Genomic DNA, 12,922 nt, shown 5'->3' on the forward strand with positions numbered 1-12,922 from the left:
GTTGGTGACCAGTTCGCTGACCACGACGACCGCGTCCTCGACAAGCCGGCCGCCGAACGCGTCGGCGCCCGGGAGTTCGAGATCCGCCCACTCCTGGAGCGCCCTGCCGACGAAGCGCCGGGCGGCTCCGGGCGCGAGTGGCCCTCCCGGCAGCGACAGCCGCGCCACCGCGCGCCGGTCGGCTCCGGCGCGTACGGAGCCGACGTAGGCCGCGTCGGCGTAGCCCTCGGGGGCGCGCCCCTCCTCCGGATGCGCGGGCGCATCAGGAGAACGCGGCACGGTCTCCCGTTGCGTCGGAATGGCCCCCACTGAGCGGCTCCCTGAGAAGTTCGGACGAATAGGCCTCAGGCGGCACGGACAGAGTGACAGACTGGCCACGCTCATAAGCGCCGAGTTACCGAAGTGGGCAACCATGAGTGAGAACAGTGCTACGCGGGCGCTCGAAGACGGTCAGAAAGACAACGGAACGGACGGACTGATCCGGGCGTCCGACCTCCGTGCGCTCACCGCCGCCATGACGGCGGCGCGCGACGGCACCTTCATCAAGACCCCGGAGACGGGTCCCGCGCCGGTCGCGGAGCTGTGCGCCCTCTTCAATCAGATCATCGACCGCAGCACGCACTTCGGCGGTGAAGTGCAGCGCGTCAAGCGGGAGTTGGTGCGGCACGGCAGGCTGGACGAGCGGCTCTCGGCCAGCCCCGGCCAGGGCGCCTGGGCGACCCGCGTCGACGATGTGAACCAGACGCTGGACGCGCTGGTCGCCCCCGCGGCGAACGCCACGCGGGTGCTGGACGCGGTGGCCGGCGGCGATCTGACCCAGCGCGTCGACCTGCACGACGGCAACCGGCAACTGCGCGGCGACTTACGCCGGTTGGGCCGAGCGGTCAACAAGATGGTGGACCAGTTGTCGCTGTTCACCGGCGAGGTGACGCGGGTGGCCCGTGAGGTCGGCACCGAGGGGCGGCTCGGTGGCCGGGCCAAGGTGCGCGGGCTGTCCGGGAGTTGGCGGGACGTGACCGAGGCGGTCAACACGATGGCCTCCCGGCTGACCGCGCAGGTGCGGGACATCGCCCTGGTGACCACCGCCGTCGCCCGCGGCGATCTCACCCGCACGGTGACGGTCGAGGCGACCGGTGAGTTGCTCGAACTGAAGCTCACCGTGAACACGATGGTGGACCAGCTGTCCGCGTTCGCCGACGAGGTCACGCGGGTGGCCCGTGAGGTCGGCACCGAGGGCCAGTTGGGCGGCCGGGCGCAGGTCAGAGGTGTCTCGGGGGTGTGGAAGGACCTCACCGACAACGTCAACTTCATGGCGTCGAACCTGACCTCGCAGGTCCGCAACATCGCCCAGGTCACCACCGCCGTCGCCAACGGCGATCTGAGCCAGAAGATCACGGTCGACGCTCAGGGCGAGATCCTGGAGCTGAAGTCGACGATCAACACCATGGTCGACCAGCTCTCCGCCTTCGCCGACGAGGTCACCCGCGTCGCCCGCGAAGTCGGCACCGAAGGCAACCTCGGCGGCCGGGCCCAGGTCAGAGGCGTCTCCGGCGTCTGGAAGGACCTCACCGACAACGTCAACTTCATGGCGGACAACCTGACCTCGCAGGTCCGCAACATCGCCCTCGTCTCCACGGCGGTCGCCCAGGGCGATCTCGGCAAGAAGATCACCGTCGAGGCGAAGGGCGAGATCCTGGAGCTGAAGTCGACGATCAACACCATGGTCGACCAGCTCTCCGCCTTCGCCGACGAGGTCACCCGCGTCGCCCGCGAAGTCGGCACCGAAGGCAACCTCGGCGGTCAGGCGCAGGTCAGAGGCGTCTCCGGCGTCTGGAAGGACCTCACCGACAACGTCAACTTCATGGCCCTGAACCTGACCTCCCAGGTCCGCAACATCGCCCAGGTGACGACCGCCGTCGCCAACGGCGACCTCTCCAAGAAGATCACCGTCGACGCGCGCGGCGAGATCCTGGAGCTGAAGGACACCGTCAACACCATGGTGGAGCAACTGCGGGCGTTCGCCGACGAGGTCACGAGGGTGGCCCGCGAGGTCGGCACCGACGGCCGGCTCGGCGGGCGCGCCCAGGTGCTGGGCGTGTCCGGTGTGTGGCGGGATCTGACCGACAACGTCAACTCCATGGCCGACAACCTGACCTCGCAGGTCCGCAACATCGCCCAGGTGACGACGGCGGTCGCCAACGGCGACCTCTCCAAGAAGATCGACGTGGACGCGCGGGGCGAGATCCTCGAACTGAAGACCGCCATCAACACCATGGTCGACACCCTCTCGTCGTTCTCCTCCGAGGTCACCCGCGTCGCCCGCGAGGTCGGCTCGGAGGGCCAGCTCGGCGGGCAGGCACGGGTCGAGGGCGTGTACGGCACCTGGAAGCGCCTCACGACGAACGTGAACGAACTCGCGCTGAACCTCACCACCCAGGTCCGCGCCATCGCCGAGGTGGCCTCGGCCGTGGCCCAGGGCGACATGTCCCGCTCGATCACGGTGGAGGCGCGCGGCGAGGTCGCCGAGCTGAAGGACAACATCAACCTGATGGTGGCCAACCTCCGCGAGACGACCCGCGCGAAGGACTGGCTGGAGTCCAACCTCGCCCGCCTCGCCGCCCTGATGCAGGGCCACCGCGATCTGATGGAGGTCGCCGACCTGATCCTGCGCGAGCTGACGCCGCTGGTGAAGGCCCAGTACGGCGCCTTCTACCTGGCCGACCCCGACCAGGACGGGGCGGCGCTGCGCACGGTGGCCCCCGGCAAGGGCCTCGCCTTCATCGCGGGCTACGGGTCGGCGCAGGACGCGACGGTCGAGACCGGCGGCCTCCCCGTGCACGGGCTCGTCGCCCAGGCGGCCCGCGAGAAGAAGCGGATCCTGGTCGAGCAGACCCCGCCGGACTACATCAAGATCAACAGCGGTCTCGGGGAGGCGGCCCCGTCCAGCGTGGTCATCATCCCGATCCTCTTCGAGGACAAGCTCCTCGGGGTGATCGAACTCGCCTCGTTCTCCCGCTTCTCGGACGTCCATCTGGCGTTCTTCGACCAGTTCGTGAACACCATCGGCGTCGCGATCAACACCATCATCGCCAACTCCCGCACGGAGTCCCTCCTCGGCGAGTCCCAGCGCCTCGCCATGCAGCTCCAGGAACGCTCCGACGAACTCCAGAAGCAGCAGGCGGAACTCCAGCGTTCGAACGCCGAACTGGAGGAGAAGGCGGCCCTGCTCGCGACCTCCTCCCAGTACAAGTCGGAGTTCCTGGCGAACATGTCGCACGAGCTGCGCACACCGCTCAACTCGCTGCTCATCCTGGCGCGCCTGCTCTCCGACAACCCGGACGGCCATCTCTCCGACCAGGAGGTGCAGTTCGCGTCGACGATCCACCGCTCGGGCTCCGACCTCCTCCAGCTGATCAACGACATCCTGGACCTGTCGAAGATCGAGGCGGGCCGGATGGACGTACGGCCGAAGCGGCTGCCGCTCATCAAGCTGCTGGACTACGTCCACGCCACGTTCCGCCCGCTCACCCTCGACCGGGGCCTGGCCTTCGAGGTCGCGGTCGGCGAGGACGTACCGCGCGAGATGTACTCGGACGAGCAGCGCCTCCAGCAGATCCTGCGCAATCTGCTCTCCAACGCGATCAAGTTCACCGCGTCCGGCAGGGTCGAACTGACCGTCAGCCGCGTCAAGGATCCCGAGCACCGCTACGCCCGTGAGGACACCGACGAGGTGATCGCGTTCGCGGTGTCCGACACCGGCATCGGTATCGCGCCGGAGAAACTGCCGGTGATCTTCGAGGCGTTCCAGCAGGCCGACGGCACCACGAACCGCAAGTACGGCGGCACCGGCCTCGGGCTGTCCATCAGCCGGGAGATCGCGGGTCTGCTGGGCGGCCGCATCATCGCCGAGAGCATCCCCGGCAAGGGCTCGACGTTCACGCTGTACGTGCCCGTCTTCAGCCCCGGCCACACGGTGACCGGCGGCCCTGCGGATCCCGCCACGGCGCTGATCCCCGACCAGCTGGCGGCCGAGCCGTATCCGGCCGCCCCCGAGGACGACACCTGGCCCGCGCCCACCAAGCTGGAGGCGTGGAAGGCGGGGCGCGCGGGCCAGATCCTGCCGGGCCGCCGGGTGCTGATCGTGGACGACGACATCCGCAACGTCTTCGCGCTCACCCATGTCCTCGGCCGTGTCGGCATGCCGGTCCTGTACGCGGAGAACGGGCGGGAGGGCATCGAGACCCTGGAGCGCAACCCGGACGTCGAGCTGGTCCTGATGGACATCATGATGCCGGAGATGGACGGCTACGAGACGATCTCCGCCATCCGTCGCACGCCCCGCTGGGCCGGTCTGCCCATCGTCGCGCTGACCGCGAAGGCGATGCCCGGCGACCGCGAGAAGTCCATCGCCCGGGGCGCCAACGACTACGTACCCAAGCCGGTGGACGTCGACCAGCTGCTCACCGTGGTGTGCGGCGTCCTGGACCCCGACGGCGTCGAGCCGTCGCCCGAGAAACGCACCGAAGAGAACGAGGCACCCTCACCATGACCACTCAGGACCGGACCGACGGACGCGCGGGCATCCTCCTCGTCGACGACATGGAGGACAACCTGATCGCGCTGGAGGCCGTCCTGGCATCGCTCAACGAGCCGCTGGTACGGGCCCGTTCCGGTGAGGAGGCCATGAAGGCCCTGCTCCGGCAGCGCTTCGCCGTCGTCCTCCTCGACATCCGCATGCCGGGTATGGACGGTTTCGAGACCGCGGCCAACCTCAAGCGTCTCGACCAGACCAAGGACGTCCCGATCATCTTCCTCACCGGCACGGACGCCGAGATGGGCTACGCCTTCCGCGGCTACGCCACCGGCGCCGCCGACTATCTGACCAAGCCCTTCGACCCCTGGGTGCTCCGCGCGAAGGTCAGCGTCTTCCTGGAGCTGCACCGCAAGACCCGCAAGCTGGAGGCCCTGCGGACACGGCAGAGGGAACAGGCGGAACAGGTCCTGTCCCGCCTGAGCGCACTGGAGAAACAGCTGTCCGAGGAGTCCCCGGACCTGGCGGAGGCCCGCATACAGGTCCAGGAACTCCGTTCCCTGGTGACCAGGGACCAGGGCAGCTGACCTCGCTACTTCTCCCGGGTTCCCGCGTACATCTCGTCAATGAGGTGCTGGTACTCCTTCTCCACCACCGGCCGCTTCAGCTTCAGGCTCGGCGTCAGCTCACCGTGCTCGACGTCCAGGTCCCGCGGCAGCAGGCGGAACTTCTTGACGGTCTGCCACCGCTGCAACCCCTGGTTGAGCTGGGTGACGTACCCCTCGATGAGCTCCACCGTGGCCGGGGCCGCGATGATCTGCTCGTACGACTTGCCCGCCAGGCCGTTCTCCTTGGCCCAGCCGAGGAGGGCCGGCTCGTCGAGGGCGATGAGGGCCGTGCAGAAGTTGCGGTCGGCGCCGATGACCATGACGTTGGACGTGAACGGGCACAGCGCCTTGAACTGGCCCTCGATCTCGGTCGGCGCGACGTACTTGCCGCCGGAGGTCTTGAACAGGTCCTTCTTGCGGTCGGTGATCCGCAGGTAGCCGTCGGGCGACAGTTCGCCGATGTCACCGGTGTGGAACCAGCCGTCCGTCTCCAGGACCTCGGCGGTCTTGTCCGGCAGCCCGTGGTAGCCCTCCATGATGCCGGGACCGCGCAGCAGGATCTCGCCGTCGTCCGCGATGCGCACCTCGCAGCCGGGCAGCGGCTTGCCGACCGTCCCGGTGCGGAACGCCTCGCCGGGGTTCAGGAACGACGCCGCGGAGGACTCGGTCAGGCCGTAGCCCTCCAGGATGGGGATGCCCGCGCCGGCGAAGAAGAAGCCGATCTCGGGTGCCAGCGCCACCGACCCGGAGATGCAGGCGCGCAGCCGCCCGCCGAACGCCTCACGCAGCTTCTTGTAGACCAGAGCGTCGGCGACCTTGTGCTTGGCCGCCAGCCCGAACGGCACGGACGCGGTGCCGGTGCGGCGGAAGTTGTCCTGGCTGACCTTGGCGTACTCGCGGGCGACCTCGGACGCCCACTGGAAGATCTTGTACTTGGCGGCGCCGCCCTCGCGGGCCTTCGCGGCGACACCGTTGTAGACCTTCTCGAAGATGCGCGGCACCGCGGCCATGTACGTCGGCTGCACGACCGGCAGATTCTCGATGATCTTGTCGACCCGGCCGTCGACAGCGGTGATGTGCCCGACCTCGATGTGCCCGGACAGCAGCACCTTGCCCATGACGTGCGCCAGCGGCAGCCACAGGTACTGCACGTCCTCCGCGCTGAGCAGACCGGTCGCGGCGATGGCCTTGCCCATGTACGCCCAGTTGTCGTGCGGGAGGCGCACGCCCTTGGGACGGCCGGTGGTGCCCGAGGTGTAGATGAGGGTGGCGAGCTGGTCCTTGGTGATCGCGCCGACCTTCTCCTTGATCAGGTCGGGCTTCTTCTCCAGGTACGCCGTCCCGCGCTTCTCCAGCTCGGCCAGCGAGAGGATCCAGTCCTCCGAGAGGTCGGCGCCCTCGGGGTCGATGACGATCACATGGGTCAGCTCGGGCAGCTCGGCCTTCTTCTCCCGCGCCTTCTCCAGTTGCTCGGCGTTCTCCGCGATGAGGACCTTGCTGGCGGAGTCGGACAGGATGTACGCCGACTCCTCGGCATTGGTCGACGGGTAGATCGTCGTATTGGCGGCGCCGGCGCACATGATGCCGAGGTCGCACAGGATCCACTCGATCCTGGTGGCGGAGGACAGCGCGATGCGCTCCTCCGGCTGTACGCCCAGCTCGACCAGCCCGGCCGCGATGGCGTCGACGCGCGCGGCGGCCTCCGCCCAGGTCAGCGGCTTCCAGTCCGAAGGTCCCTGGCCTGAGGCCGGCGGCACCGGGTAGCGGAATGCCTCCGCGTCGGGCGTGGCCGCCACGCGCTCCAGGAAGAGGGCCGCCATGGACGGCGGGCGGTTCTCGATCAGGGTCTGTGTGTCGCTCACGACATCCTCCGGGGCCCGCGACAGTGCGGCAGGGTCAGCATGGACTGTGCGGCTGGCTCAAAGCGGCTGTTGTTTAACTCGCGAGTAACCATCGAGTGGTGATCAGGGTAGAGCGAGGTTGGCTGGTTCGTAAGGGGCGGCGGGCCGTCACTTTTCACCGAGAACGACCGTACGAGCACGAGGCCGCCGTACCCCGAAGACATGCGGGCCCGCCGCGCCGAAACGCGACGGGCCCGCATTCTGCCCAAGTTTCCGGGGGTAACAACGGCTACCGCCGGGACCTGCGGAGATCCCCGCAGGTGGCTATTTCTTGCCCTTGGCTCCGCCGGCGCTGTCGTCACTGGACAGCACGGCGATGAAGGCCTCCTGCGGAACCTCCACAGAGCCCACCATCTTCATCCGCTTCTTGCCCTCCTTCTGCTTCTCCAGCAGCTTCCGCTTCCGGGAGATGTCACCGCCGTAGCACTTGGCGAGGACGTCCTTGCGGATGGCGCGGATGGTCTCGCGGGCGATGACCCGGGAGCCGATGGCGGCCTGGATCGGCACCTCGAAGGCCTGCCGCGGGATGAGCTCGCGCAGCTTGGCGACGAGCCGCACCCCGTACGCGTACGCGGCGTCCTTGTGGGTGATCGCCGAGAAGGCGTCCACCTTGTCGCCGTGCAGCAGGATGTCGACCTTGACCAGGGAGGACGTCTGCTCGCCGGTGGGCTCGTAGTCCAGCGAGGCGTATCCGCGCGTCTTCGACTTCAGCTGGTCGAAGAAGTCGAAGACGATCTCCGCCAGAGGCAGTGTGTAGCGGATCTCGACGCGGTCCTCGGAGAGGTAGTCCATGCCGAGCAGGGTGCCGCGCCGGGTCTGGCACAGCTCCATGATCGAGCCGATGAACTCGGTGGGCGCGAGGATCGTGGCGCGTACGACCGGCTCGTACACCTCGTTGATCTTGCCCTCGGGGAACTCGCTCGGGTTGGTGACGGTGTGCTCGGTGCCGTCCTCCATCACGACGCGATAGACCACGTTCGGCGCGGTCGCGATCAGGTCGAGCCCGAACTCGCGCTCCAGCCGCTCACGGATCACGTCGAGGTGCAGCAGCCCGAGGAAGCCGACGCGGAAGCCGAAGCCGAGCGCGGCGGACGTCTCCGGCTCGTAGACGAGCGCGGCGTCGTTGAGCTGGAGCTTGTCGAGGGCCTCGCGCAGCTCGGGGTAGTCGGACCCGTCCAGCGGATAGAGCCCGGAGAAGACCATGGGCTTGGGGTCCTTGTACCCGCCGAGGGCCTCGGTGGCGCCCTTCTGCTGGCTGGTGACGGTGTCACCGACCTTGGACTGGCGGACGTCCTTCACACCCGTGATGAGGTAGCCCACCTCACCGACGCCGAGGCCGTCGGCCCCCAGCATCTCGGGCGAGTTCGTGCCGATCTCCAGCAGCTCGTGGGTGGCGCCCGTCGACATCATCTTGATGCGCTCACGCTTGTTGAGCTGCCCGTCGATGACCCGGACGTACGTGACCACGCCGCGGTACGAGTCGTACACCGAGTCGAAGATCATCGCGCGGGCAGGGGCGTTCTTGACGCCGACCGGGGCGGGGACATCGGCGACGACCCTGTCGAGCAGCGCGTCGACCCCGACACCGGTCTTGGCGGAGACCCGCAGCACGTCGTCGGGGTCGCACCCGACGAGGTTGGCGAGCTCCTCGGCGAACTTCTCCGGCTGGGCGGCCGGCAGGTCGATCTTGTTGAGGACCGGGATGATCGTGAGGTCGTTCTCCATCGCCAGGTACAGGTTGGCGAGGGTCTGCGCCTCGATGCCCTGCGCGGCGTCCACGAGGAGGACGGTCCCCTCGCAGGCGGCCAGCGACCGTGACACCTCGTAGGTGAAGTCGACGTGCCCGGGGGTGTCGATCATGTTGAGGATGTGCGTGTTGCCCGGGTCGCCGGTCGGCGCCCAGGGCAGACGCACCGCCTGGGACTTGATCGTGATGCCGCGCTCACGCTCGATGTCCATGCGGTCGAGGTACTGAGCACGCATCTGCCGCTGCTCGACCACACCGGTCAACTGGAGCATCCGGTCGGCGAGCGTGGACTTGCCGTGGTCGATGTGCGCGATGATGCAGAAATTGCGGATCAGAGCCGGGGCGGTACGGCTCGGCTCGGGCACATGGCTAGGGATCGCGGGCACGCAGGGTCCTGATTCTTGAGGCGTCCGCAGCCGTCTGCGGTCTCGGGTCGGATCTAGCGGGTCTGTACGAACGGGGTCTACCGGGTCTATGCGTAGGCTCCATGGTCCCACGGGCGCGGGGCTGGGGCGGGTTTGGGCCACTCGCGGAGCCACTGGTAGCCTGGGTGGCTGTGTCTCATGCCCTCTCTGCAGGAGGCACATCCCAAAGAAAACCAAAGGTGCCCGGGGTCCGCATGCCCTGCATGTCCTCGGTCGCCAGTAGCTGAGAAGGCTCATTCGTGGCGAACATCAAGTCCCAGATCAAGCGGAACAAGACCAACGAGAAGGCGCGCCTGCGCAACAAGGCCGTCAAGTCGTCGCTCAAGACCGCGATCCGCAAGGCCCGTGAGGCTGCTGCCGCGGGTGACGCCGAGAAGGCCACCGAGTACCAGCGCGCTGCCGCGCGTCAGCTCGACAAGGCCGTCTCGAAGGGCGTCATCCACAAGAACCAGGCCGCCAACAAGAAGTCGGCGCTTGCTTCCAAGGTCGCTTCCCTCAAGGGCTGAGCTTCACCTTTGATCTGACCGCCGGACGGACCCGTAGCGGGCCCTCTCTCATCCGCTCCCGCCCGGCACCCCTGGACCTGCACGCGGCCTGCGTTCGCCACGCGGGTGCAAGTCCACCATCGTGAAACGAGGACCCCGTCACCCTCCCTTCCCCAGGGAGGACGACGGGGTCTTCGCGTTGGGGCCGGTGCGGTCGTGGGCTGGTGCGCGTCGTGCCGGGGCACGTCGTGCCGGGCCGCGGGCCCCGGGACACACGGGCACGGTGAGGCCACGAGAGCCCTCAGAGCTCGGGGGGCCCGGGGGGCTCGGGGTGAGCCTGGGGCGCGGCGAACTGCGCGCCAAGCCACAACGACGCGGCAGCGGGCACCGCACGGCAGCGGCCCTCGCCCCTGGCGAGGGCGGCACACTCATCCCCGGCGGGACCGCGCCGCCCGGGCGATGGTCACGACCGCCTTCTCCAGCGCGTACTCGGGGTCGTCCCCGCCGCCCTTGACCCCGGCGTCGGCCTCGGCGACGGCCCGCATCGCGACGGCGACCCCTTCCGGTGTCCACCCCCGCATCTGCTGCCGCACCCGGTCGATCTTCCACGGCGGCATGCCCAGCTCCCGCGCCAGGTCCGCCGGCCTGCCGCCCCGCGCGGACGACAGCTTCCCGATCGCCCGGACGCCCTGCGCCAACGCGCTGGTGATCAGCACCGGCGCCACCCCGGTGGACAGCGACCACCTGAGCGCCTCCAGTGCCTCCGCCGCCCGTCCCTCGACGGCCCGGTCGGCGACCTCGAAGCTCGACGCCTCGGCCCGACCGGTGTAGTACCGCCCGACCACGGCCTCGTCGATGGTCCCCTCGACATCGGCGACCAGCTGCGACGCAGCCGACGCCAGCTCCCGCAGGTCGCTTCCGATCGCGTCGACCAGCGCCTGGCACGCCTCCGGTGTCGCGGACCGCCCGAGCGTGCGGAACTCCCCCCGCACGAACGCCAGCCGCTCCGCCGGCTTCGTCATCTTCGGGCAGGCCACCTCCCGCGCCCCTGCCTTGCGCGCCGCGTCCAGCAGCCCCTTGCCCTTGGCTCCGCCCGCGTGCAGCAGCACGAGGGTGATCTCCTCGGCCGGGGAGCCCAGGTACCCCTTCACGTCCTTGACGGTGTCGGCCGACAGGTCCTGCGCGTTGCGCACGACCACGACCTTCCGCTCGGCGAACAGCGAGGGACTCGTCAGCTCGGCGAGCGTGCCGGGCTGCAACTGGTCCGAGGTGAGGTCCCGCACATCCGTGTCGGCGTCGGCGGCCCTGGCGGCGGCCACCACCTCCCGCACGGCCCGGTCGAGCAGCAGCTCCTCCTGCCCCACGGCGAGGGTGACAGAAGCGAGGGGATCATCGTGAGCGGTCTTCTTGGCCATCACGCACAGCATCCCACGGGGCACCGACAACGAGCCCTACGGCTCCTCACGCCACCCCTCCCACTCCCCCGCGAACTCGTCCAGCGCCACCGGATCGAGCCGCTCGTCCTCGTCGCGCAGCACCAGCAGCCACTGGGCGTCCTCCGCGTCGTCCTCCCCGGCCAGCGCGTCCCGCACCAGCTGGGGCTCCTCGTTCAGCCCGAACCGTTCCCCGAGGACCTGCGCCGCCTCTTCCGCGGCGTCACGATCGGGCAGCACCAGCACATGTCTCACATCGCTCACGCCCCCATTTTCCGCGACCCGCCCGGCAGCCCACGCCGGGCACCTCACGCCTGGCAGCCCACGCCCCACCCGGCCGGTAACCGGGCCTGCCCTACGTCGTCCCGCGCACCTCCGGCACCCGCCCCAACTCCATCCCGAACCGCTCCCGGTACACCGCCAGGACATCCTCGTCCGTCCCCAGCTCGGTCACCTCCTTCTCGCCCTCCCGGGACGTGACCGTGAGGGTGCGGCCGCTGAGCGTGATCCGTCCGCCGTCGTCACCGAGCCGCGAGCAGATCAGTGACCGGGTGAAGTGCGAGGCCGGCGAGGTGCTGTGCCACCAGGCCCCGGCCACGAAGTCCCCGAGCATCCGCGGCCGCACCTCCAGCCGGTACTGCGGCTTGCCGTCCCGCAGCACGTCCAGGTCCCCGAACTCCCGCGCACCGCTCTGCCGGTCCGCCTCCACCACCCGGAACGTGCCCGCCGGGTCCTCCTGCTCCCCTCTCCCCCCGAACTCCAGCGGATAGTGGCTGTTCGACCCGAACCCCACATCGGCCAGCCAGTCACCCCCGTCCACTGTCCGCACCCGCAGCGCGAGATGGTCGTAGGGGATGCCCAGGCGCTTCTCGTCGCTGTAGACCCGTGCCGCGAGCAGCGTCACGTCGAAACCGAGCGCCGCGAGCATCGCCCCGAACAGCCCGTTCAGTTCGTAGCAGAAGCCGCCCCTGCGCTCCCCGACGATCTTGTCGAGCAGCCGCTTCTCCTCCAGCACGATCTCCTCCCCGAGGTGGATCGACAGGTTCTCGAACGGCACCGTCCGCAGATGGCGCAGGTGCAGTTCACGCAGTACGTCCACGGTGGGCCAGGCCGGGTGCTCGGCTCCGATGCGGCGAAGGTAGGTGTCCAGCTCTGCGGTATCCATGACCTCAGTCTCTCGCCACCACCAGTTCCTCGGCCGTACCCGCGACGGCGATCGCCCCGTCCTCGTCCGTACGCAGCACCGTGGCGCCCCCGCCCCGCAGCGCCGCGACCGTGCTCGGCGCCGGGTGGCCGTAGGGGTTGTCGGCACCCACCGAGATGAGCGCCAGCCGCGGCGCCATCGCCCGTATCAGGGTCGGGTCCTGGTAGGCCGAACCGTGGTGGGCGACCTTCACCACGTCCACCGCTGCCAGCTCCGCGACCGCCGGGGATCTCGACAGCTCCCGTTGCGCGGGCGGTTCGAGATCGCCGAGCAGCAGCAGGGTCAGCCCGGCCGAGCGGACGAGCATGGTCACACTGGCGTCGTTCGGCCCGTCCGGGGTGGTCGTGTCGCCAGGCGGCCACAGCACCCGCCACGCGAGGCCCCCGGTACGCCGTTCCTGTCCGGCGACGGCGCGGGTCACCGGGATCCGCCGGGCCGCTGCCTCCCTGTGCACGAACTGGGCCTGGTCCGCGGGCTCCTGGAACCCCGTCGTCTCGATCGCCCCCACCGCCCGCCCCCGCAGCACCCCCGGCAACCCGGCCACATGGTCGGCGTGGAAGTGGGTGAGCACCACGAGAGGGATCTCGG

At 69.3% G+C, this 12,922-nt stretch carries 9 protein-coding genes and 1 pseudogene; 3 read left to right on the top strand and 7 right to left on the bottom strand.

Annotated features, from left to right (window positions below; genetic code table 11):
- Positions 1–309, bottom strand: a pseudogene (locus AOK23_RS48070) (protein phosphatase); the annotation flags it as partial.
- A 103-nt stretch (positions 310–412) separates the two neighbouring features.
- Between AOK23_RS48070 and AOK23_RS27195 the strand changes: the two are divergent.
- Both AOK23_RS27195 and AOK23_RS27200 read left to right on the top strand, forming a co-directional pair.
- A complete protein-coding gene (locus AOK23_RS27195; protein WP_206336304.1) occupies positions 413–4,549 on the top strand; it encodes a HAMP domain-containing protein in 4,137 nt (1,378 codons plus the stop codon).
- Complete coding sequence (locus AOK23_RS27200; RefSeq protein ID WP_055715258.1) at positions 4,546–5,118, top strand: response regulator; 573 nt, start codon at positions 4,546–4,548, stop codon at positions 5,116–5,118. The genes AOK23_RS27195 and AOK23_RS27200 overlap by 4 nt, the downstream gene beginning before the upstream one ends.
- A 5-nt stretch (positions 5,119–5,123) precedes the next feature.
- Here AOK23_RS27200 and AOK23_RS27205 read toward each other — a convergent pair whose 3' ends face one another.
- Together AOK23_RS27205 and lepA are read right to left on the bottom strand one after the other, a co-directional pair.
- Positions 5,124–7,001, bottom strand: a complete 1,878-nt coding sequence (locus AOK23_RS27205) for an AMP-dependent synthetase/ligase (protein WP_055715259.1) — start codon at positions 6,999–7,001, stop codon at positions 5,124–5,126.
- Between the two features lie 303 nt (positions 7,002–7,304).
- Positions 7,305–9,173 carry a translation elongation factor 4 gene (lepA, locus tag AOK23_RS27210; protein WP_055715260.1) on the bottom strand — a complete coding sequence of 623 codons (1,869 nt, stop codon included), beginning with the start codon at positions 9,171–9,173 and terminating at the stop codon, positions 7,305–7,307.
- A 278-nt stretch (positions 9,174–9,451) separates the two neighbouring features.
- On the opposite strand from lepA, the gene rpsT reads away from it, so the two are divergent.
- Positions 9,452–9,718: a 30S ribosomal protein S20 gene (gene rpsT / locus AOK23_RS27215; protein WP_055515178.1), complete on the top strand. Its 267-nt coding sequence runs from the start codon at positions 9,452–9,454 to the stop codon at positions 9,716–9,718.
- Positions 9,719–10,125: 407 nt separating this feature from the next.
- Here the strand turns inward: rpsT and holA are convergent, their stop codons facing one another.
- The 4 genes from holA to AOK23_RS27235 all read right to left on the bottom strand — a co-directional run.
- A complete protein-coding gene (holA, locus tag AOK23_RS27220; RefSeq protein WP_206336305.1) occupies positions 10,126–11,112 on the bottom strand; it encodes a DNA polymerase III subunit delta in 987 nt (328 codons plus the stop codon).
- 36 nt (positions 11,113–11,148) lie between these two features.
- Entirely contained in the window at positions 11,149–11,394 is a 246-nt protein-coding gene (locus AOK23_RS27225; protein WP_055715262.1) for a hypothetical protein, read from the bottom strand.
- A gap of 91 nt (positions 11,395–11,485) precedes the next feature.
- Positions 11,486–12,295, bottom strand: a complete 810-nt coding sequence (locus AOK23_RS27230; protein ID WP_055715263.1) for an arylamine N-acetyltransferase family protein — start codon at positions 12,293–12,295, stop codon at positions 11,486–11,488.
- Between the two features lie 4 nt (positions 12,296–12,299).
- A partial coding sequence (locus tag AOK23_RS27235) for a ComEC/Rec2 family competence protein (RefSeq protein ID WP_157878169.1) occupies positions 12,300–12,922 on the bottom strand: 623 nt, incomplete at its 5' end.

Source organism: Streptomyces torulosus, from assembly GCF_001419765.1.
Lineage (GTDB): Bacteria > Actinomycetota > Actinomycetes > Streptomycetales > Streptomycetaceae > Streptomyces > Streptomyces torulosus.

Bases quoted from the DNA above. Each gene is read 5' to 3' on its own strand.
- AOK23_RS27195 (WP_206336304.1), top strand. From the start codon at position 413: ATGAGTGAGAACAGTGCTACGCGGGCGCTCGAAGACGGTCAGAAAGAC.
- AOK23_RS27200 (WP_055715258.1), top strand. From the start codon at position 4,546: ATGACCACTCAGGACCGGACCGACGGACGCGCGGGCATCCTCCTCGTC.
- holA (WP_206336305.1), bottom strand. From the start codon at position 11,112: ATGGCCAAGAAGACCGCTCACGATGATCCCCTCGCTTCTGTCACCCTC.
- AOK23_RS27230 (WP_055715263.1), bottom strand. From the start codon at position 12,295: ATGGATACCGCAGAGCTGGACACCTACCTTCGCCGCATCGGAGCCGAG.